Origin of the sequence: Noviherbaspirillum malthae (assembly GCF_015352985.1) — a bacterium.
In the GTDB taxonomy this organism is placed as follows: Bacteria; Pseudomonadota; Gammaproteobacteria; order Burkholderiales; family Burkholderiaceae_D; genus Noviherbaspirillum; species Noviherbaspirillum malthae.
The window spans coordinates 1-21294 of the sequence record NZ_JACYXF010000086.1; the positions used below are offsets into that span (position 1 = coordinate 1).

The window sequence follows — 21294 nt, forward strand, 5'->3', positions numbered from 1 at the left end:
CTTGGAATGACAGTGTCCAAACCGGCTCCTGTGAAGGGGCTTTGAAAGGCTTGAGCGGAGTGCCGTGAAAGTGGCACGCTCCGTTCTTAGGGGGCGGTGGCGTAGTAATACGCCGCTGCTACCCGACCCTCCCCTTGGTGTGAGTTTTCGGCGTTATAGGGCTTAGCTGCAGTAGTCGCGATCTGATCTGACAGCTGCCCGGTTTGATGCTGGCGATTGTCAGGTCAAGTTCAGCTATTAGCGGGTAGCAGCAGCGCATTACTGCGCCACCGCCCCCTAGGAACCCAGCGAGCGACTTTCACCGCACTAGGCTCGCGCACAACCAAAGCCTCGTCCTGAGACCGATTTTGCATTCCGCCTACTCTGCATCACTTTCACGATGCCAGAATGCTCGTCTTCGCCATATCGAACTGCGCGGTTCCCTTGACGAGGACGCCGAACCGTCATTACTGCCAACGGTTACTCTCATGCTGAACCTCGGGTAGCAAACAACACTACCGGAACCTCTGCAGCCGGATGGCGACGGCTGCACCTTGCGGAAGTCTGCATCCTTTCGAATCAGGGCAAAGCTTGAACCCCTATGCAACCCATTACAGGCCACCCTTCGCTTTTTCCGCATTCTCTTACCCGCTCCCGCAACAGCTCCCTTGCAGGTCGCCTGCCTTGGCTTCGAGACGCTGAAGTCAGGCACGGAATCGGGCTTACCACGTTCCCATCCTTGTCGACAAAGCGGTCTTCTGCCCTGCCTGTCCGCTTAGCATCTGTCTATCCCCCGGTAGCGCAATGACGACGTAGTTCTAACATTGACAGAAATAACCGGCTACTTACCTTTTGGTGAGAGCGTATCAGCAGCTTTCGCTCGTCAATCATAACGAGGGTTTGCAACAGTTCAATTGATTTATGCATACGGAACTTGCCTAGCACCTCACACCGCATGGCTGCTGGCAGTGTCAGTTCCTTTCCCATCGCTGGGATGAACCTTCTGTTGAGAGGCACGTTGTCCCCGGGGCTTCAAACGCAACCGTCACCAGTTACGCATGCCCGGGTAGGCAACTGCTGGTCGTACAGCAAGTCACAGCCTCCTTTCCAAAGTGTGACAAGACAAGGATGAGCTTTGCCGTCCAATTCTTACTACCAACACGTGGACGGCTACACGTGTCGCACCAATGCGGTGATTTTATCGCGCCATGCCTCCTTTCCGTCCAACAGAGTTTGCATCGGGGTCCTACCGCAGCACATCTTTCCCTGGTGCGTGCGTTCGTTGTTGTAGTAGGCCAGCCATTCGTCCAAGTCGACCTGCAATTCTTCGATAGAACGATAGATCTTGCGCCGGAACGCTACTTGATAGAACTCATTGAGAATCGTCTTGTGGAAGCGCTCGCAGATGCCATTGGTCTGCGGATGGTTTGCCTTGGTCTTCGTGTGTTCTATATCATTCAAGGCAAGATAGAGCGGGTAGTCATGCGTTTCCGGCTTGCCGCAATACTCCGTACCACGATCGGTCAACACACGGATCATGCCCATGCCTTGTTCTTCGAAGAACGGCAGGACGCGATCATTGAGCAAGTCGGCCGCTGTAATGGGCGTCTTGGTCGTGTAGAGCTTAGCTGCTGCCCACTTCGAATAGGTGTCGACGAAGGTCTGCTGGTAGATACGTCCGACGTCCTTGATCGTGCCCACGTAAAAGGTGTCCTGGCTGCCCAGATAACCAGGATGCGCCATTTCGATCTCGCCATGCGCGACGTCATCTTCCTGCTTCTTCTCCAACGCCGCAACCTGTGACTCGGTCAATACCTCGCCTGTTTGAGCAACGTGGCGTTCGAGAGCAGCCAGCCGCTTCTTGAACGATTCGAGGTCTCGCCGCAGCCATACGGAACGTACGCCAGAGGGAGAAATGAAGATGCCGCGCTTGCGCAGCTCGTTGGAAACCCGTACCTGTCCAAATGCTGGTTGCTCAAGAGCAAAGGCGACGACCGCTGCTTTGGTGGCTTCTTCCACCCGGTTACGCAGGTTAGGCTTCTTCCGACTGGCGTCGATCAGCGCATCTACGCCGCCTTCGGCAACAGCAGACTGGTAGCGATAGAAGGTGTCACGGGAAAAACCCATCACCTTGCAGGCACGGGACACGTTGCCAAGTTCGGCCGCCAGATTCAGCAGCCCGACCTTGTGTTTGATGACGTTCTGAGGAACACTAGTCATGGGGTTACTCCTTGGCGCTTGCGCGCTGGTTTCATAAAGATTCGAACCTCTATCAAACCGGGTAACCCCACCCTTTGGCAAGGCCTTACTGTCAGATCAAGTCTGAACTACTACAACTTAGCAGTAAACAACTTGGTCATCTTCATCGATCCAACACGGTCGTGGAGTGAACGTGTAGCTCCATGCTGGGCAGGTATCATGAGGGGCGAAGCTTAATTTAGTCCACTCTTCATTGGTTACGCGTTCCCCAGTTTCATTGCCGCCGCGTTTGAGATACGCCTTCACATGCAGCCCGCTTTCCGTTTCCGTTCCCTCGATATATCCAAGCATCGTCTCGAAGGTGCGTGACGGTATGCCTGACCAGTTGATACTGATTTGACTGAACAGCCGATGCTCAATCGGGTTACATTTTGAGCATCCTGGCGGGTAATGACATACCGTAATGGGTAGTTGCGTGATATCGCTCAGTTCTTGCAATTGGGCTTTCCATACCTTGGACCGGCAACTATTGGACCCACCTGCGTCCGCCAGAATCAACAAGCGATGCCCATCGCGATAGTGCTTCTGCCCGTTACAGAACCACCAGTCTCGGATGGCTTCCACGGCGAAGCGAGGGGTGTCGAAGCAGTCACCAACAAATACATAGCCTCTATTGGAGGTCACCTCATGGACGCCGTAGGGAACCGCTTGAGCAAGTGCATCCTGTGGCCAGTCATGCACCAACACACGGTCAGCTTCCTTGCGCCAGGTTCGTCCGGCATGCTTGAAGGTGCCAATCAATTCTTTTTTTCATATCCACACTGATGATGGGATCACCTGTCGCTTTGAACTGGCTACGCTGCTCGCCGATATGTTCGAACTGTGCGTTCCATTCTGTGGGCGACGCACCTCTTGCTTCAGTGCGGCGTGCATTGGCATTGGGAGAATACTTCAATTTGTGCAGCAGTTTGGCCACCGTCATCCGGCTTGCAGGGTGTCCTTCTTCTGCGATTGCCTGGCTCAACTGCCGCAGCGAGCTTCGCTTGGCTTTGGCGCGACGCCCCATGGGATCGCCGCCGTTTCAGCGGCCAGCACGTTAAGAAGAGCTACCTCCAGTTCAAGATCCCTGTCTTCGGCGGTGGGGCGACCTCCTCCTGAAGCACGCAAATGGTCGTCGGGGCAATCGGTTAAGTCAGACTCCAGTTCCATGCAACCACGTAGAATCGTCGTTGGACTCATGCCGGTGATCCACGCCAATAGTCTTTTACCGCCATACCCGATACGGTGCGCTTCGACAGCGGCGAACCAACGCCGCTGTGGCTCGCTGAGACGGCTCATCAGTACATTGATGTGGTGGTGATAGATCCGGTCATGATGCGGCCGATTTGACCTGCATATTGGGCAGGTGCACCGGTGAATCGATGACGTTGCCATGGCAGCCTCCTTATCAGCGACTGATGCCATGAAACCGATTCTCCTCCTATGCTCAATAAATCACCATGTTGTATGACAAGCCTAATTTTGCGCAAATGACCAATCACCGCTTTCTTTGATTACTCTTTCAGGCGCGTCAGTGCCTGTGTCGTGATCGCTTGCTTCGCCTCGGCATTGAGCAGTCTGTCCGGGTTGAGCTGCGGGCTCTAGGACGGCAGAGACAACACATCATTGCAGCCACGATGTTGCTCCACCCAAGTCACCACTGGTGGCCCATAGTGGGTCGGCAGATTGTCAAGCATGAGAGATGCCTTGCGCTGTGCATCGCGCACCAGGCGCTGCAGGAACCGGACCAGGAGCGCCGCATCCATCGCCTGCTCAAGGAGCTTCCAATGCACCCGACCACAATTGGTCAGGCCGGCATCACGGCGTGGAATGCGCTCCAACTGGCGTGCAGAGCATGCCAGTTGGCGTGCCAGAATGCGGACCGCCATCGACAACCCATACGAGATGGCGCGCAAATGAGGCGTTGCCACCGTAGGCGGAGGCATGACTCTTGCGCCGATTTCGTCCGGCGGTGGGCTCATGATCTGGCGTCTGCAAGACTTTTTAGGCACTTTCAGCGTCACGCCAGTGCTACTCTTTATTACATGAAACTGTAGCACAGCCGTAGGCACGACTAATTCGTAAACGTTTGCCCAATGCAAACGTTCACAAATTCGTGCCTAAGAGGGCGCCGCCCTCTTAGCAACTCCCCAAACCACGTGCTGACGCACGCATTCTTTCTTCGATGGAGGCATCAATGAGCCAGTTGCTTGCAACGCCTGCAGCCGGCGATCGCAAAGAAAAATCGCCCGTGGTGGCGTGCCGGCTGACTAAGTCGCTGCATGACAAGGTAATGGTGGCGTGCAAGGCCGGCGGCATGTCGGCGTCGCGCTTCATTCGCGAGACACTGCAAGCCGCGTTCGACAACGAAAGGGTCGTCATTCAGCCAGCGCCACCGATCCCAGCGAAGATGAAGGAATTGAATCGGAACATGCTTCGGCTCTTTGCGTCGGTATCCAACAACATGAACCACATAGCCAGGAGACTCCATTACGACTATTTGAACGACCGTTGTTCCGACAAGACCTATGCGGCAGTCGCGGAGCAACTCGCCATCCTTACCCGGGTGATGGTGTCGAGGTTGCCGCCGTGATCATCCGGCAAGGCGGCGGCAACGGCGGCATCATCGAATATCTGGAACATGGCAGAAAGGCGGGCAGGCTCTTCACCCGCGATGAGCTTGACGAGCGTGTCCCGCTCGCCGGCGACGCGGAGGCGACGCGCAAGCTTATCAAGACCATCGAGCACGCAGCGGAAAAATACCTGCACCTAATACTCTCGTTTGCCGAAAAAGACCTGCCCAAAGAGGTCATGAAGGACATACTGGACCGGTATGTGGCAGATCTGATGGCCGCCTACCGGCCCGACGAATATCTCTTTTATGCCGAGGCCCACTACGCCAAGATCAAGTCATCCATTCACGAGACAACCGGCGAACATGTGGACCGGTTGGACCACATTCATCTGGTCATCCCGAACTTGAACTTGCTAAGCGGCAAGGCACTCAATCCAATCGGGCGTACGGAGCAAAACATTGTTTGGTTAGACGCGCTGCAAGAAGCGATTAACCGGGATTACAAACTGGTGTCGCCCAAAGACCGGCCACGCGCCGACAGCATGACCAAGGCAAACATCCTTGGGCGCGATCGTGTCACGGAGTTCAAAACAGGCTCGTTCAAGAAGGTCAAGCAAGTGCTGGAAGCGGCGGTGGTCGAACGTCAGATATCCAACAAAGAGGGCTTGATTGCGCTTGCGAAAGAGTATGGAGAGGTCCGGGTGCGCAACCAAGGCAAGGGAACGGAGAGAGAGTATGTCGCCGTTAAACCGCCGGGCTTCGATAAATGGGTCAATCTCTCAAGCGGGATCTTTCGCGATTGCATGGGTGCGATGCCGAAATTTGACCGCAATCCCGTGGGGCAGGTCGGCGTTGGCAAGCGCACGGACGACCAATTGGACGATCTGGTGGACGACTGGGTGTCGCGGCGGTCGCGTGAGATCAAGCTGCTCAACAGCGGGCGCAAGAAAGAATATGCGGAATACAAGGCCGCCGACAGCGAAATAAAAATGGTGCTGCTGGGGAATCTGGAAAAAGAGTTCTATCGACGGTATGACAGGGGAGAGAACCATGGACAAAACGACGCACGAGCAGGACGCCGAAAGCGCATTGATGACGACACCGGTAAAGACGCAGACGCCGATCCCGCATCCGCAGGGGCCAGCGCATCCGCCAGAGCTGCCGCTGACAAGTCGTACCTTGTGCAATTTGCCCGTGGACAGGCGACCCCAAGTATTCACACTATGCCAAGCATGCACGCACGCGGTCTGGACCGCGACGCCAGGGGCGGTGCGCGCATTCTGCAAGGACATGCTGGTGATAGTGTGGGACGACAGGGACGCGCCGATACCGATGGAGCAGTGCGATTCGCACCACCTGCCGGGCGAACCGGACGCGTAGTCAACGAGCGAACCGGTCGGGCTGCGGATAATTACCAAGAGCAGCTGCTACGCGACCACATCGACGCGCGTGCCTGCGCCGAAGACGGGCAGGGAACCTTGATGAACGAAATCAAGCGTCGTTTGGATCCAGATTTCCTTCTTGCGCAGCTGGCGCAGGACTATGGTGTGCGGCCAGAGGAGTATGTGATCACGGAGGGTTCGCATTTCAAAGACGCAGCGCCGCGGATCCGGCATCGGAACTCGACGCAGAACGCCAATGTGGCCGACTTCCTTACGCGGCATATCCGGTTATCGTGGCCTGAGGCGTCACGCTATCTTCAAAGTGCCTACACGCTGCAAAACCTCTCAATGCGTGCGCCAATCACACCATCGTCGCCTAACCCGGCGATGTGGCGCCGCTACCAGCAAGCGCGGCGTACCAAGCGATTCGACCTGCGACCGGTTGAGCGTGCGACGATACGCGCGGCCAAGGTCGCTTTACGCCAATTGCGCGAGCAACATCAGCTAGACATGGAGCACCTGCGCCGGCGCCGTTTGGCTTATGCCGACTTCAGAGCGCAGCGCTCGCTTCTAAAAATGCAGGTCGTGCAGGAAAAAAAGCGGCTGCAGGCGGAGATTCGGGCGGCACGCGAGCGAATCGCTGAGCTTGACCGGACCGACCCTGCACGCGCCGTGTATCGAGGGTTCCTCATGGAACGCGCGCAGGCGGGCGATGTGGAAGCGCTACTCGAGTTACGGTGTCAGCGCATTGAGGTTGAGCGGCGGAAAAAGCCACGGGGCAGTGCGTTTGTCATGATGGGCATGAGCACCACGGTCGCACTTGTGGAGCCGACAGAAAAGCTCTCATACAAGGTGCGGAGCAACGGCGACGTGTCGTATTTCAATGGAGATGGAGTGGAAATCCTTCGCGATACGAGCAACGCCATTTACGTCATGGAACAATCTGAAGACAGCATCGAATTGGCGTTGCTGCTCGCGCAGAGGCGGTTCGGCAATGGGCATTTCGATCCGCTTGGGGACGATGCGTTCAATGAACGGGTTGTCCAGATTGCCGCCGAGCGAAACATGAGCATTCGATTCCACAGCAAGGAATTCAACGACAAACTGGAGAGAATGCGCGCAGAGCTCCACGCGCCCAAGAAGCGTCTGCCTGATTATTGCTTGCTGGAGCCGCCGATGCCAGACGGACCTGGACCGCGGACGCCTAAAAGGGACTAGGCTGGCGCTGAAACCACGCCGCGCGGTGTCAAGACAGCGCCAAGCGGTGCGCAATCACGACTTTTTGAGGGGTTGGGAGGAAGTGCGTATGCGGCGTCTGTACGTCGCCATGATGCGCCTGGCTGAATGCCGGCGGGTAATCGCCGTACAGCGCGCGGACTTTCGCAGCAAACGTGCGCACTGGGTCATCGGTGACACCATTCTCGAGAGTGAGCGCTTCGTAGTTCATACTGGCCTCCTTTGCGTCAATCTAGTATATCGACGCGGACTGCCGGCAGGGTGGCACAGGGCGTCGGCAAAGGCTATCCATTTGTGGATCACGAATTACCGAATGCGCCGTCACCCGTTGTCATGGCGGGGAGATAACACGCGATGGAACGACACTGGGGCCTGCTGTTGCTTGATGTATTGACGCAAGACTTCAATCGGTGCCGTCCCACATGAAGCAGCGAAAAAGGACCGACTTCATAGCCGGCTGCCAATTCAGTCATGTGGCGTCATCTGCGTGAAGTCCCGTCGCAAACTGCGGGGAGGCTTTGGCTCGTCGAGGAGAGCATGGGGATCGATGGCTGCCAAACCTTACTGACCTGCCACGACTGGCTCTCGGACCCGTCGAGGATGGTATGCCTCGTCGGCGCGTTGAAAAGGATAGACGTTCTTTCACCAGACCTACCAAAATTTCCCGTAGTGCTCCAGCCATACCCGGCCGGTCGCGTAGCGACGTTGAGGCGAAGCAGTCCGGTGCGCCGCTTAAGGAAGGGCACACGCTGGCGAAGTCGAACCGGCTCAAACGCCTGTATGCGCTGCTCCCTGCCGCTTGCACAGCAAGATTGCACGCTAGCGAAAGGGTTTCTTTCATAAGCTGACAACGTGGCTGGTGGAGACGTCCAGGCTAATCGGGAGCAAGAGCTGAACGTGTCGGGCATGTCGCGTCGGCCGAAGAAGACAGTGGATGAAACTACGGGGGAAGCGCTGCCAAATGGGGCAGCAGCCAAGGCCGAATTAAACCACAGCATTCCGGATACTGCCCTTGCCATGTGATAGCGGATGCTCGGGGCCAAAGCGGAAGAAACTGAGGCCTGGTTGGAACTGGCCAACACCCGCAAGCTGAAACCCGCACAACGCTGCCACCGGTGCGGCGCGCTGGTGTCAAAAGAGCTGGGCGAGCGTGTCCAACTGTGTCGGTGCAGAAGCCATTGCGGAAGCGATAAGGACGCCGCCAAAACGGTCCTGCGTTGGATGGTGGAAGGTCATACTGGGTTTGGAACGTCCCGGGTACAACCCCAGGAAACACCATCTACAGCCGAGCAATTGGCTTAGATGGAGTAGTTCATCTAAGTGGTTTTTCCCTCCCACAGCCTAGCTGGTCTAGTGGCCTCAAGGGCGTGTCGAGCCGGTTGTTGCGACGTTTGGAGTCGGTCTTACTTCGCGGCCCCATCTGGAGCCGCCCCTATCGACATCCTGCGTCAAGACATCGAGCAACAGAATGCGCCCGCGTAGTCCAATGGTGCCTTCCTTGTCTCCCCGCATGAGTGGCGAGCGACAACGGCGCGCTTCCTAGTGGTGTTAACAAGGAGGACGGACGTCGTCACACCAGTCCGTAAACAAGTTGCTTTAAGGTATTGATAGAGCGATAATTATCTGGATCTTTTACCTCAGCTTAGGCTGACTTTATTATGGCATCTGATTTGCGTTTTCTGGTAGTTGACGATTTTTCGACGATGCGGCGCATCCTCTCCAATCTCCTACGCGAACTTGGTCATCATCGCATTGCCGAAGCAGAGGATGGGGCTCAAGCCCTCAAGTATCTGTTGTCAACGACGGATGATCAACCAATGGCGGATTTTGTCGTGACGGACTGGAATATGCCGGAAATGGATGGGTTGATGTTACTGAAAAAGATTCGCGCCCATCCCTCCCTATCGGCGCTCCCAGTGCTGATGGTGACTGCCGAGGCAAAAAAGGAAAACATCATCGCTGCGGCGCAAGCCGGTGCTGATGGTTATATTGTTAAGCCTTTCAACGCCACCACCCTTCAAGAAAAACTCGTCAAAATCTTCCAGAAGAAAGGAATATCCGCATGACACCGTCCACACCAGCCGAGGCCGGCGATACCGAAGTGTATGCCCGTCTGGGCGTCATCGTCCGTGATTTACATGAAGCGCTTCGTGTACTGGGTGCCGGGCATGTGTTGACTGAGGCAGCAGCGCAGTTCCCTTCTGCACGAGAGCGACTTCTGCACATTGGGCAACTGACGGAAAAAGCCGCGCATACCGTATTAAATAAAGTCGAGGAAACCGCGCCCATGCAGGAACGGCTTGCGGATTCCGCGCTACAGCTCGCGCTTCGCTGGGACGCCATTGCACCCGACGCCATGCCGGCATCGCTTCAGGAACTCGCGACACAAACGCGTGTGTTTTTGGCAAGTGCGGGGGGCGACTGCGCGCAAACCTGCAAGAATCTGTCAGCAATCATGATGGCGCAAGACTTTCAGGATTTAACAGGCCAGCTGATCAAAAAGGTGGTTGACGTGATCGCGCAGACCGAAAACGATCTGCTACGCCTGCTCATTGATGCGGCTCCCGCCACCAGCGCTCAACATCTGCGCGCAGACGAACTGCTGGCAGGCCCGGGTGCTCCCGGCAGTGTGGCACTGGAACAGGATGGAGTAGACGATTTGCTTGCCGAACTCGGATTTTGAAAAAAGTCGCCGAGAATATCCCTAGGCTTTAGTCGGGGGATGCGAGGCGACTTGTGCCGCAGTCGCTGCATATCGACTGCTTTATTTTGGGTGCGTTCCTGATTTGTAGGGACTGTACAGCGTTCCCACACGTTATAGGTCCGGGCGGGGCATCCTCTTCGTCGACTTCCTCGGTCCACACTCCGACGTCATCACTCTCTTACCGCAACAGGCTTCGCCATGCACTCTAGCGGCGTCAGTCCCCGGCTTCGCCAGGCTGGTTGTCCAGGTGCCTGCGCATTCACCTTGCCAGCAAAGAGCACATCATTGCCGTTGGCCAGCCTAGTGCTTAATCGATGGTCGAAATCCTTTCTTCGCACAACGATCTTCGCAAGACGAGCTTAGCCTCTGGAACCTGCTTGCCGGCGTACTGGGCACTCCAATTTATCTTCCATCGTCCTGCAGCACTAATGCACGGTAAGGGGCCTTCGGATACGGTAACGAACTTGCAACAACTTTGGTACGATGGCTCATCGAATCATGAATGCAACAATGAATATTCTGGCGGTGGAATGGCATCGTTGGTCAGCAGAAGTTCCCGGTTCGCTTCCGCAAGCTGCAGATGTGGCGCCGCTCACCGACCCCGGCCGTCGAACCCGCCACCTTGACGGGGAGCATCGTCTTCGACTGCAAGAATAATGGTCGGCTTGTCAAAGAAAGGATCCTGCTCAACGGTGACTTTGTCCACTTTGCGCAGTATGTCACCTGCCACCCATACTTCCTGGTCACCAGCGAGAGCGCGGTAATGGTGCAAAATACTGATCAGTTCTGACAGGGTCATGATCGCTTCATAGAAATGTAGGTTGCCTATTGTCGAGTATAGAGTCGGTCATGAGACGCGACTAGTCGAACATTTCGATAGGTCCTTCCACGCCGCGAGGCTTTAGGAGGCTGGAGTGGTCATACCTGAGTCATCATCATATGGATACCCCACTTCCGCGGCGCGGTATCGCATAAAGCTAAAAGCGCAAAGCGTTGACATGCCGGTCTTTCAGGCGAAGTCGGAGTGTGCGAGCCTAGTGGTCGGTGCAGTGCTTCATACTGCGAAAAGGGACAGTCGTTAAGCGAGAATTACCATGGTTGATACAAGGCTACGCCCGGCACCTATCCCTCAGCGCCCTGAACGGCGCTGCCTGTTGGACATTTGGGTGAAACGCTTTGCTCAATTCGCGGACGAGCACCGACTTTGTCTTTCCATCCCATATATATGGGAATCTTCTTTGAAGTAACTTTGATAAGCTAATGCAGGGAGGATCAAAATGAATATTAAATGTCACGGCTGCGGCGCCAGCAACGACTGGCTTCGTGCGCGCTGTGGATACTGCGCAGCCAAATCCAAGAAATGGTCACGATTGCTCAGCGTAATACTGGTAAGCGGTACCATTTTATATGCGGTCCTTTTACTGTTGAAAAAAATCGGCTAACGATCACGCAGGTATCGCACCCTCCCCCGCGCTAAAACGGTGATAGCTGGAGTTTCTTGTGCTTGTGCCACCTCGCTCGTTCCAACCCAGTAATTACCTTCCACCGTCCAACGCAGGACCGTTTTGGCGCCGTCCTCATCGTGTTCTGATGGCGTCTGCAACAGCATCCGCGTCGACACAGATGGAGACGTTCGCCCAGCTCTTTTGGCACCATCGCAGGGGGCAACGTTGCGTTGAAAACGGCAACATGTATCAGCCCCATCACTGCACTGATCCACGGAGTTAGCATTTCCCTTTCGTTACGAAATACTGACGCACATGTCTGGCTGTGGCCATGCTAGATCGGCTCAATATTATCATCGCCGACCCGTACTCTGGTGACGGTCATGCGAACCAATGCGCTAGCTGATGCAGCCATGAACTGTAATTAGGCGTGTCGTGCAAACGATTGCGAAGTCGCTGCACCCGCCACGCACGTAGCGTGGAATGGTTGTGCGTAATGTAATTATCAACGACTAGGTGAATGTCCAAGTCTTCGGGGAATTCAGCTTGGTGATGGTCGTTATGCCGACTGCATGAGAGCGTTACGACGGCATGGCCGCTCAGCCGAACTGGTGGAGATATTGGCTACCCAGCCATGCAAAGTCGCCTCTTCCTGGTTCGAACCGGCTCAGCGTCGCAGACTGGTTTGTCGCTCGCCGCTGCTGAAAGAGGGGCGTCACGCTTATGTCACGTATGAACACGGCTGTCATTCAGGGCTGTAGCTTTATCGAAGGACTATAACAGCCAGACCAGAATGCCGATGCTTATCGATGACGAAGCCAGGATGCAAAAGGCGGCGTGCAACTTGTTTTTCGTGAGGCTTCCGATATGGTTAATCTTATGGTCGGGTACTATCTGGCTGATGACGGTCGGCTCCATTTTCTTTCCCCTTTTCAATTTGTTTTTGCAAGCTTAGATTCCAAGAGCCAACGAGACAATGCCAGAGTGTTAATTCAATATTGATTTCTATCAATTAAGGGAACTCGGCTCACGGATGGATGGAGCAACACCAATGTCGCTGCAAGACGCGTTTCATAGATTTTGCACGCACGGCAGCACGTTATACGCCGCCTTGCATCATGGTCCTACCCAACGTTGTTGCGCAGCTGGTCGGCGTTGGCGCTATATACTTAGGGGCCGCACGGGCCAGCACCTGCCATCGGCGCCATGACCAACCGCCACACGTTACCGGGTCTCAACGCCTTGTGTCTTACTACGACTCGGTTCAAAGAGGCACCGCTGGCCGAAGTGGTACGTTCATACGGAATGCGCAATAGGATAGAATAAAGCGACAAGCAGATGCAGGACGAGCTTGACTGGGCTGAGTTCATGGTACGGTCTGATCATATGACACGCGGTTATTGGTCCTTGCTGTGGTGGGTCTTTGCTTTCTAGAAATGGAATGGGCGCCTCCCCCGAAAGGGTGACGATGTAGAAGTGACGTGGGACAAGGAAAGAAGGTGGGTTCCCGCACCTAAACGGCATCGTTGTGCCAAAGTGGAAGATGCGAATCAAACCACTTCTATGGAGGGGAACCCAAATGAAGCATACCGTAGTTGGCGTTGACATTGCAAAAAGCGTCTTCCAGATCCACTCAGTTGATCCTGAGAGCGGCGAAATCATCAGCAAGCAGCTAAAACGTAGTCGTCTGCTAGAGCACTTTGGCAATCGCACGCCGTTCCTGATCGGTATGGAAGCATGCGGAGGCTCGCAGCACTGGGCCAGATGCTTAACGGCAATGGGGCATCAGGTTAAGCTTATGCCTGGCAATGCAGTTAAGGCGTTCGTAACGGGTAATAAGAATGACGTCGGCGATGCAAAGGCAATCTGGACTGCGGTACAACAGCCTGGTGTCAGGGCTGTCGCGATCAAGACTGAAGAGCAGCAAGCAGTGCTGGCAATGCATCGCATGCGGCAGCAACTGGTGAAGTTCCGGACGATGCAAAGTAACGGACTGCGTGGGCTCATGATGGAATATGGTGAAGTCATGGCAGTGGGCCGAGCGGCATTGAATCGGGCAATGCCAGACGCACTTGCCCGGCTAAATAAGCGATTGCCTGCCATGTTAATTGCCTCTCTCAGGCAGCAATGGGAAATGCTGAGCAAGCTTGACGAGCAGATTGCCCACATAGAGCAACGGCTGCTGGACTGGATGAAACAGGACAAGGCCTGCAAAAACGATCGCCGCCATTCCTGGCGTGGGCATGCTTACAGCCACAGCGGTAGTAGCGAGCATGGGCGATGCCAAGGCATTCCGGTGTGCTCGTGAATTCGCGGCATGGCTGGGATTGGTACCCCGACAGTGTGGCACGGGAGGCCGGGTCAGGCTGCTGGGAATCAGCAAGCGTGGTGATACCTATTTGCGAACGCTGCTTATCCATGGTGCTCGGGCGGTGCTTACACACGCAAAGGAGCCAGGTGCCTGGATTGACCACCTGGCAAAGCGGCGGCCGCCCAACGTGGTGACAGTGGCGCTGGCCAACAAGATGGCGCGTACCATCTGGGCACTACTGGCACATGGCCGGGAATATAGCAATACGCATGTCAGCGTTGGACCGGCATAACAGTATCAGGCACTATCGTAGGACCGTAACGAAGTACAGGCACATCAGAGTTGCGCAAGGTAATTGAGCGTGATGGCAAACAGGTCAGACCGGTACTCACTCAACCTGAATAACACGTCGGGTAACAAGCCCGTTCTAGAAATGAGGTGTGAGTCAGCGGATTCCATCAAGGCCCGCAGCGGTAAAACGCTGCAACAAGGCCGGATATAAAACTGCAACCTCGCCTGCCCAACATGTCAATTCTCTTGCAAAACTGGAGGCGCCCATATAAGCGTGTTATGAACTAAAGCCGAAGACGGACATGGTTTTACTGAGCATGAGGCAGACGAAGGCGACGTAGTGAAGTCCAGCCAACGTCTGTGCCATGCGTTCATAGTCGCGAGCCAATCTTCGAAACCGCGCGACCCAGGCGAAGCTGCGCTCAACGACCCATCGCCGTGGCAGCAGCACAAAGCCCTTCTTGGCCTCGGTATGCTTGACCACCATGAGCTCCATGCAAAAGTCCTGTGCCTGCTCGGCCGCAGCTTCGCCGGTATAGCCCTGATCGACATATGCGACCTCGACGTTAAGGTTGGTCGCTTCCTGCACGCTTTTGGCCAGCTGGGCCACCTGATCCCGGTCCTGTTCATTGGCCGGCGTGACATGCAGCGCCAGCAAATGACCCAAGGTATCGACTGCCGCATGCACCTTCGATCCTTTGCGACGTTTTGCACCGTCATAGCCGGCACGAGCACCACTTTCCGGTGTGGATTGAATGGTTCTGCTATCGAGAATTGTCGCTGTCGGTGCCGGTTCGCGTCCGGCAGCCAGGCGTAGTAATGAACGAAGATCATGTGCAATCGCTTCGAAGCAACCTGCCTTGATCCAGCGCTGCGTCTGTTGATACACGGTGTACCAGGGCGGGAAGTCATGCGGCAACATACGCCATGGCGCACCGCTTCTTACCAGCCAGCGCAGAGCATTGAACACCTCGCGCAATGAATGCTCACGTTGCGCTGCGTCCAGTGGCAGTAATGACAGGTAAGGTGCAACGAAGTCCCATTCTTCGTCTTGCACGTCGCTTGGATAGGGTTTTCTGGCAATCATGCCGCCATGGACTTGTTGCTATTTCATTAGGGAATCTCTGCAAAAGTCGTCCGTTTTATTGTGTCATGCGTTAAGCATGCAGACTTGAAACGGAAGAAGGAAATCTGACGATGAAACAACAAACGCTGGCACAAGGCAGCTTCGAGCTGTACCGCAAACCGACCAAGCGCGAGAAGTTCCTCAACGGCATGGAACAAGTCATTCCGTGGCAAGAGCTACACGACTTGCTGGTACCGTATTACCCAAAGGCGGGCAATGGTCGGCCCCCGCTTGGTTTGATGAAGATGCTGCGCCTACACTTTCTGCAGCATTGGTACAACTTGTCCGATCCGGGTCTGGAAGAGGCATTGTACGAATCCGAAAGCATGCGTCGCTTTGCCGGTATCGACCTGGGATGCGAGCCGGTGCCCGATGAAACTACCATCCTGCGTTTTCGCCGCATGTTGGAAGAGCATGACCTGGGCCGGCGCCTGTTCGCCGATGTCGGCCGCATTCTGCAAGAGCGAGGCATCAAAGTGTCGGGCGGCACGATCGTCGATGCCACCCTCATTGCTGCGCCGTCGTCGACCAAGAATGCGAATAAGAAGCGCGATCCTGAAATGCGCTCGACGAAGAAAGGCAACCAGTGGCATTTCGGGATGAAACTGCACATTGGCGTCGATAGCAAGACGGGCTTGATCCACAGTGCGGCGGCAAGTTCAGCCAACGTGCACGACAGCGAAGTCCTGCCCGACCTGTTGCACGGGAACGAGACGCGAGTGTATGGCGACAGCGCGTACCGGGATCAGGCACAAACGATACGCAGGAAGGCACCGCGCGCAAAGGACTTCACACAAGCGCGTGCCTACCGCAATCGGCCATTGACCGAGAGTGAGATTGCGGCCAACCGTAGCAAGTCGACGACGCGTGCGAAGGTTGAGCATCCGTTTCTGGTCATCAAGCGGCTGTGGGGATTTGCGAAGGTGCGCTATCGCGGCATTGCGAAGAACGCCACGCGTGCCTATGTGGCCTGCGCGCTGGCGAACCTGTTCCTGGCGCGACGGTGCGCAGCGCTGCAAAGGGCGTAGTCCCCCCGCTGCGCTCCGGGGCGCGCCAAAGCAGCGCATACCAGGGTGTCGAAAGGGGGAACTGGCGCTTGGTTCGATCGACAGTACGCAATATCGATCAATGTACAGACCCTTGACTCCCGATTCCCAGACTTGAGCAGAGGTTCCTTAGTTCATAACAGGCTTATATGGGCGCCTCCAGTTTTGCAAGAGAATTGACGTGTTGGGCAGGCGAGGTTGCAGTTTTATATCCGGCCTTGTTGCAGCGTTTTACCGCTGCGGGCCTTGATGGAATCCGCTGACTCACACCTCATTTCTAGAACGGGCTTGTTACCCGACGTGTTATTCAGGTTGAGTGAGTACCGGTCTGACCTGTTTGCCATCACGCTCAATTACCTTGCGCAACTCTGATGTGCCTGTACTTCGTTACGGTCCTACGATAGTGCCTGATACTGTTATGCCGGTCCAACGCTGACATGCGTATTGCTATATTCCCGGCCATGTGCCAGTAGTGCCCAGATGGTACGCGCCATCTTGTTGGCCAGCGCGACTGTTACTACGTTGGGCGGCCGCCGCTTTGCGAGCTGGGCAATCCAAGCACCAGGCTCCTTTGCGTGTGTAAGCACCGCCCGAGCACCGTGGATAAGCAGCGTGCGCAAATAGGTATCACCACGCTTGCTGATTCCCAGCAGCCTGACCCGGCCTCCCGTGCCACACTGTCGAGGTACCAATCCCAGCCATGCCGCGAATTCACGAGCACACCGGAATGCCTTGGCATCACCCATGCTCGCGACTACCGCTGTGGCTGTAAGCATCCCCACACCAGGAATGGCGGCGATCGTTTTGCAGGCCTTGTCCTGTTTCATCCAGTCCAGCAGCCGTTGCTCTATGTGGGCAATCTGCTCATCAAGCTTGCTCAGCATTTCCCATTGCTGCCTGAGAGAGGCAATCAACATGGCAGGCAATCGCTTATTTAGCCGTGCAAGTGCGTCTGGCATTGCCCGGTTCAATGCCGCTCGGCCCACTGCCATGACTTCACCATATTCCATCATCAGCCCACGCAGTCCGTTACTTTGCATCGTCCGGAACTTCACCAGTTGCTGCCGCATGCGATGCATTGCCAGCACGGCTTGCTGCTCTTCAGTCTTGATCGCGACAGCCCTGACACCAGGCTGTTGTACCGCAGTCCAGATTGCCTTTGCATCGCCGACGTCATTCTTATTCCCCGTCACGAACGCCTTAACTGCATTGCCAGGCATAAGCTTAACCTGATGCCCCATTGCCGTTAAGCATCTGGCCCAGTGCTGCGAGCCTCCGCATGCCTCCATACCGATCAGGCATGGCTTACGGTTGGCGAAGTACTCAAGCAGGCGGGCACGTTTGAGTTGCTTGCTGATGATTTCGCCGGTCTCAAGATCAACTGAGTGGATCTGGAAAACGCTCTTTGCAATGTCAACGCCAACTACGGTATGCTTCATTTGGGTTCCCCTCCATAGCAGTGGTTCGATTCGCATCTTCCACTTTGGCACATCGATGCCGTTCAGGTGCGGGAACCCACCTTCTTTCCTTGTCCCACATCACTTCTAGATCGTCAGCCCTTTCGGGGGAGGCGCCCATTCCATTTCTAGGGGGGCATGACGCTCATGCCGTTCGGTGGGACGAGTAGCTTATGCGGCCGACAGAAGAAAGAGGACAGAGGAGGAAAACAAGCAAGACCGGTCTCGCCACCCGGTTATTACTGACCGCGGTTATTGCGTACCATCCGGGCATGGATGACCCCGGCATGTGGGCTCCTGGTCTGCTGGCGACACTGCTGAACATACCCCCCACCTCTACAGCTGACCGCTCTGTTGGCTTTTCACAGGTCGGGCTGCGGCATTCACTTCTATCTCCGGATGGACCACATCGCTGGTGTGGTCGGTATTCACCTAAAGCGGTCAAACACAATGGTTGTTCATTGGCAGCCACGGTGATCTGTTGGTAGCGCTGCTGGCGGTCTGATAAAGCGCAAAAGAAGTGCACGCAAAAGCGCTGTCGTAAGCAAGAAAAACACATTGCCAGAGGAAAAAAAATCTCGTCCTTAACATACCGCAATGGGCAATATACAACATCGCCTTTTCATAGGGAAACTACCACCCACACGACGTCTATTGCAGACCCCGCGCACTTGCAGTTAGAGCTGAACTTTGAGAACTCGCAATCACCCTGTACTGAGGTCGATATGGACCTTTGTCCAGTGGCGGAGCGACATTTAACCAAATATAACTATCCCCAAGGAAATTAATATTCGAGGATAGGGGGACTACCTACCAATGTCCATTTCGTTACCGCAATAGGCCTATAGCAGGGCAGGGAGAAGAATATGGGTACGCTCGTCAAACATGATCTCGAATTTATGCTCATGCGAAATGCTACCGCCGAGCGGCATGTGGTGGGAGAACACTTGGCAACGATTGGCAGCAATCTGAGGCTACCCTACGGCTTGCGTACGGTCGACGGCACATACAACAATATTGTCGGTGGTCGCGAGAGGTATGGCGGTGCCGATCAGGTCATGCCACGACTGCTGGTCCCGGACGTTCGGGAGGCCGAGGTAAATCCACGCACGCTCAGGGCAATGGCTTCAAAGATATCGACAGTGCGGAAAAAGTGGAATTCACGACCAGCGCAAGCGATGAAGGTGACCGCTCGCGGGTGGTCATCAACTGTATCGATGACCTTGGCACCGCAGGGCGGGTTGGATGGGTCGCCACCGGCACTGCCGGTGCCGCGGCGCCCGGCAATCAGGAATTGGCTCAATGCGCCACAAAGCAGCGCCGTTGACCGTGGTGATGTGTTGGTCGGCTTTGTCGATCCGCAGAAAAAGACTGATTTGATGCGCGTGCTCAGCACGTCGATGGAAACCGTGTAAGAACGCGACCGGGTATCGCTCGCAGCCGAACGTGTATGGCTGCGAGCGCATTCGGCAAGTCAGGCAGTGCTTGATCCCAACGAGGGGGATGCATGAATTCACGCATTGTTCAAGCCATCCGAAACCAGCGTCGGATGGCATTGCACTACCATGGGTATCAGCGCGTGGTCGAGCCGTATGCCTATGGGATGGATGCGACCGGCGACGCTCTGCTTTTGGGATACCAGACACGAGGGACCGGATGTGCCGCACGTGATGCGGGGTGGGTACGTCTGCGGTTATACGAGGCGATCATTCTGTGCGAGACAGCAGAGCATTTCCGGCTAAACCGACCTGGTTACCTTCGTGACGATGCGATTTTCTGTACGGTGTTTTGCCAGCTTTAACGTTGGGGCGTCTTCATCACGACGATGGCGTCGTTCGGCATTTTCAAACAATGCGATTGGTGACTGCGATCGGACAAGGGAGGGACGATGGTCAAGATACTGGTGTTGGGCCTATTACTGATCGTATCAGCCACCTACGCTGCAACACAAATGGTGAGCGATACCGTTGAAGCGGCGACGAAGTTCCATATGCCTAGCAATGCGGTCGCTGCAGTTAATTAATGGCGTTGTGAGAGACGCTCAGGGAAGTCACGTTGTGTCTATCGCGTCAGCTGCGAGCTCCGGCGGTAGCAGACGCCGATCGCAATCGTCAGCTTGGATGCCAGCCCGTCGCTCCGTTGACTTAGCAGCTCGGCCGCAGCGGATTGCAGTTCAGTGAATCAGCGCGTCCGAAGAATTGCCGCTCGGGTTAGAGGGAATGGCGTGCGCGGGTATCCACGGACACTGACGACTACTTGCCAACTGTGGTTCTGGAAACGCAAGAGGGGGGCGCGTTCGCTTTTATGACATTCTGGTGAACACTCCCACGACTAAGCACTCCACGCTGAAGTCGGGGCATCCAGCTATGCGGTAGTCAGTGCCGGTGGGGTCGCCAACATTGATACGCTACTCCAGTACATCAGGAAGCAGGAGAGTGCGCTGGGTGGACGGTGGCGTCGCTTGACCCGCGACTAAGCGGCCGTGCCGCTGTAGTCGGGGATGCGTGGCGAGTTTGCTCAACGATAGTGCTCAGTAGTGCATATATAAGCGCTCCATCGGAAGAATATCGAGCAATGAGAGGCAGCAAGCTGCAGAGAATAGGGGCTTGTCATACAACAACATGGTGATTTGCTGAGAATAAGATGAGAATCAATTTCATGGCATCAGTCGTTGATGAGGAGGCTGCCATGGCAACATCATCGATACATCAATGCACTTGTCCGATCTGTAGGTCTGGGCGACAGCATCCTGACCGGGCCTATCATCATCACATCAATGTCCTCATGAGCCGGTTAACAGAGCCGCAGCGACGCTGGTTCGCTGCCGTTGAAGCATTACATATTGGGCATGGCGGTAAGCAGTTGCTCGCGCGGATTACGGGCATGAGTCCAACGACGATTCTGCGCGGATGCATTGAGCTCAAAGCCGACTTGACGCAGGCACCTGCTGCACACCTGCGTGCGGCAGGCGGAGGCCGACCCGCCGCCGAAGACCAAGACCCTGGACTTGAGACGGCACTGCTCGAACTGCTTGAGTCTGAAACCGCTGGGGATCCCATGGGGCGCCGCGCCAAAGGCAAGCGCAGTTCGCTACGCAATTTAAGCCAGGCACTCACCGCACGAGGTCATCCGACGAGTCGCATGACGGTTGCGAAATTGCTGCACAAATTGGAGTTCTCTCCCAAGGCCAATGCGCGCCGCACAGAAGCCAGGGGGGCATCGCCCAAAGAACGCAATGAGCAGTTTGAGCATATAGGCGAGCAGCGTAACCAGTTCAAAGCGACAGGCGACCCTATCATCAGCGTCGATACGAAAAAAATCTATGGTCACCCTCCTTTTTGCAAGAGTAGATTTTAGGTGGTTTGATTGGCTTGCGTAAATCTATGGTCACCCTCCTTTTTGCAAGAGTAGATTTTAGGTGGTTTGATTGGCTTGCGTAAATCTATCCGGCGTCTAGTTGGAGAGCGTTTCTCCGCGCCACGATGAAAGTCGCGCCTGGCAGTC

At 55.5% G+C, this 21294-nt stretch carries 15 protein-coding genes and 2 pseudogenes; 9 read left to right on the plus strand and 8 right to left on the minus strand.

Annotated elements, in window-relative coordinates:
• Window positions 1–1149: 1149 nt before the first annotated feature.
• From IGW03_RS33815 to IGW03_RS33830, 4 genes and pseudogenes are all read right to left on the minus strand, one after another.
• Entirely contained in the window at window positions 1150–2199 is a 1050-nt protein-coding gene (locus IGW03_RS33815; RefSeq protein ID WP_194726828.1) for an IS481 family transposase, read from the minus strand.
• A 117-nt stretch (window positions 2200–2316) separates the two neighbouring features.
• A pseudogene (locus tag IGW03_RS33820) lies at window positions 2317–3244 on the minus strand (ISAzo13 family transposase).
• A complete protein-coding gene (locus tag IGW03_RS39170) occupies window positions 3199–3612 on the minus strand; it encodes a hypothetical protein (protein WP_228536263.1) in 414 nt (137 codons plus the stop codon). Before IGW03_RS39170 ends, IGW03_RS33820 begins: the two are co-directional and overlap by 46 nt.
• A 206-nt stretch (window positions 3613–3818) precedes the next feature.
• Window positions 3819–4241, minus strand: a complete 423-nt coding sequence (locus tag IGW03_RS33830) for a hypothetical protein (RefSeq protein ID WP_194726831.1) — start codon at window positions 4239–4241, stop codon at window positions 3819–3821.
• A gap of 173 nt (window positions 4242–4414) precedes the next feature.
• Between IGW03_RS33830 and IGW03_RS33835 the strand changes: the two genes are divergently transcribed.
• A complete protein-coding gene (locus IGW03_RS33835) occupies window positions 4415–4810 on the plus strand; it encodes a hypothetical protein (RefSeq protein WP_194726832.1) in 396 nt (131 codons plus the stop codon).
• Window positions 4807–7392 (plus strand): LPD7 domain-containing protein, encoded by a 2586-nt coding sequence (locus IGW03_RS38970; RefSeq protein WP_194726833.1) that lies wholly within the window; start codon window positions 4807–4809, stop codon window positions 7390–7392. Before IGW03_RS33835 ends, IGW03_RS38970 begins: the two co-directional genes overlap by 4 nt.
• A 28-nt stretch (window positions 7393–7420) precedes the next feature.
• Here the strand turns inward: IGW03_RS38970 and IGW03_RS33845 are convergent, their stop codons facing one another.
• The gene (locus IGW03_RS33845) at window positions 7421–7621 is read right to left on the minus strand and encodes a hypothetical protein (RefSeq protein ID WP_194726834.1); all 201 of its coding nucleotides are present in this window, start codon (window positions 7619–7621) and stop codon (window positions 7421–7423) included.
• A gap of 1447 nt (window positions 7622–9068) precedes the next feature.
• Between IGW03_RS33845 and cheY the strand changes: the two genes are divergently transcribed.
• Both cheY and IGW03_RS33855 read left to right on the plus strand, forming a co-directional pair.
• Complete coding sequence (gene cheY, locus IGW03_RS33850) at window positions 9069–9476, plus strand: chemotaxis response regulator CheY (RefSeq protein ID WP_228536264.1); 408 nt, start codon at window positions 9069–9071, stop codon at window positions 9474–9476.
• On the plus strand, window positions 9473–10093 hold the full coding sequence (locus tag IGW03_RS33855) for a protein phosphatase CheZ (RefSeq protein WP_194726835.1): 621 nt from the start codon (window positions 9473–9475) through the stop codon (window positions 10091–10093). Before cheY ends, IGW03_RS33855 begins: the two co-directional genes overlap by 4 nt.
• A gap of 613 nt (window positions 10094–10706) precedes the next feature.
• Here IGW03_RS33855 and IGW03_RS33860 read toward each other — a convergent pair.
• Window positions 10707–10913, minus strand: coding sequence for a hypothetical protein (locus tag IGW03_RS33860; protein ID WP_194726836.1), 207 nt, complete (start codon window positions 10911–10913; stop codon window positions 10707–10709).
• A gap of 2225 nt (window positions 10914–13138) precedes the next feature.
• Here IGW03_RS33860 and IGW03_RS33865 point away from each other — a divergent pair.
• Window positions 13139–14162: pseudogene (locus IGW03_RS33865) on the plus strand (IS110 family RNA-guided transposase).
• A gap of 276 nt (window positions 14163–14438) precedes the next feature.
• On the opposite strand, the gene IGW03_RS33870 reads toward IGW03_RS33865, so the two are convergent.
• Window positions 14439–15248 (minus strand): IS5 family transposase, encoded by an 810-nt coding sequence (locus IGW03_RS33870; RefSeq protein ID WP_194726837.1) that lies wholly within the window; start codon window positions 15246–15248, stop codon window positions 14439–14441.
• A 110-nt stretch (window positions 15249–15358) separates the two neighbouring features.
• Here IGW03_RS33870 and IGW03_RS33875 point away from each other — a divergent pair, with 110 nt between their 5' ends.
• Window positions 15359–16315, plus strand: a complete 957-nt coding sequence (locus tag IGW03_RS33875; RefSeq protein ID WP_194726838.1) for an IS5 family transposase — start codon at window positions 15359–15361, stop codon at window positions 16313–16315.
• A gap of 434 nt (window positions 16316–16749) precedes the next feature.
• On the opposite strand, the gene IGW03_RS33880 is transcribed toward IGW03_RS33875, so the two are convergent.
• Window positions 16750–17772, minus strand: a complete 1023-nt coding sequence (locus IGW03_RS33880) for an IS110 family RNA-guided transposase (protein WP_194726839.1) — start codon at window positions 17770–17772, stop codon at window positions 16750–16752.
• 884 nt (window positions 17773–18656) lie between these two features.
• Between IGW03_RS33880 and IGW03_RS33885 the strand changes: the two genes are divergently transcribed.
• The 3 genes from IGW03_RS33885 (at window position 18657) to IGW03_RS33890 (ending at window position 21147) form a co-directional block, all read left to right on the plus strand.
• Window positions 18657–19205, plus strand: coding sequence for a hypothetical protein (locus IGW03_RS33885; protein WP_194726840.1), 549 nt, complete (start codon window positions 18657–18659; stop codon window positions 19203–19205).
• A gap of 473 nt (window positions 19206–19678) precedes the next feature.
• Window positions 19679–19813 carry a hypothetical protein gene (locus IGW03_RS38770; protein WP_267253651.1) on the plus strand — a complete coding sequence of 45 codons (135 nt, stop codon included), beginning with the start codon at window positions 19679–19681 and terminating at the stop codon, window positions 19811–19813.
• Window positions 19814–20433: 620 nt separating this feature from the next.
• Window positions 20434–21147, plus strand: a complete 714-nt coding sequence (locus tag IGW03_RS33890; RefSeq protein ID WP_194726841.1) for an ISAzo13-like element transposase-related protein — start codon at window positions 20434–20436, stop codon at window positions 21145–21147.
• Window positions 21148–21294: the final 147 nt, after the last annotated feature.

Bases quoted from the DNA above. Each gene is read 5' to 3' on its own strand.
- IGW03_RS33885 (WP_194726840.1), top strand. From the start codon at position 18,657: ATGGGTACGCTCGTCAAACATGATCTCGAATTTATGCTCATGCGAAAT.
- IGW03_RS33880 (WP_194726839.1), bottom strand. From the start codon at position 17,772: ATGAAGCATACCGTAGTTGGCGTTGACATTGCAAAGAGCGTTTTCCAG.
- IGW03_RS39170 (WP_228536263.1), bottom strand. From the start codon at position 3,612: ATGGCAACGTCATCGATTCACCGGTGCACCTGCCCAATATGCAGGTCA.
- IGW03_RS33890 (WP_194726841.1), top strand. From the start codon at position 20,434: ATGAGAATCAATTTCATGGCATCAGTCGTTGATGAGGAGGCTGCCATG.
- IGW03_RS33860 (WP_194726836.1), bottom strand. From the start codon at position 10,913: ATGACCCTGTCAGAACTGATCAGTATTTTGCACCATTACCGCGCTCTC.
- IGW03_RS33875 (WP_194726838.1), top strand. From the start codon at position 15,359: ATGAAACAACAAACGCTGGCACAAGGCAGCTTCGAGCTGTACCGCAAA.
- IGW03_RS33835 (WP_194726832.1), top strand. From the start codon at position 4,415: ATGAGCCAGTTGCTTGCAACGCCTGCAGCCGGCGATCGCAAAGAAAAA.
- IGW03_RS33870 (WP_194726837.1), bottom strand. From the start codon at position 15,248: ATGATTGCCAGAAAACCCTATCCAAGCGACGTGCAAGACGAAGAATGG.
- IGW03_RS33815 (WP_194726828.1), bottom strand. From the start codon at position 2,199: ATGACTAGTGTTCCTCAGAACGTCATCAAACACAAGGTCGGGCTGCTG.
- IGW03_RS33855 (WP_194726835.1), top strand. From the start codon at position 9,473: ATGACACCGTCCACACCAGCCGAGGCCGGCGATACCGAAGTGTATGCC.
- IGW03_RS33845 (WP_194726834.1), bottom strand. From the start codon at position 7,621: ATGAACTACGAAGCGCTCACTCTCGAGAATGGTGTCACCGATGACCCA.
- cheY (WP_228536264.1), top strand. From the start codon at position 9,069: ATGGCATCTGATTTGCGTTTTCTGGTAGTTGACGATTTTTCGACGATG.
- IGW03_RS38770 (WP_267253651.1), top strand. From the start codon at position 19,679: ATGGTCAAGATACTGGTGTTGGGCCTATTACTGATCGTATCAGCCACC.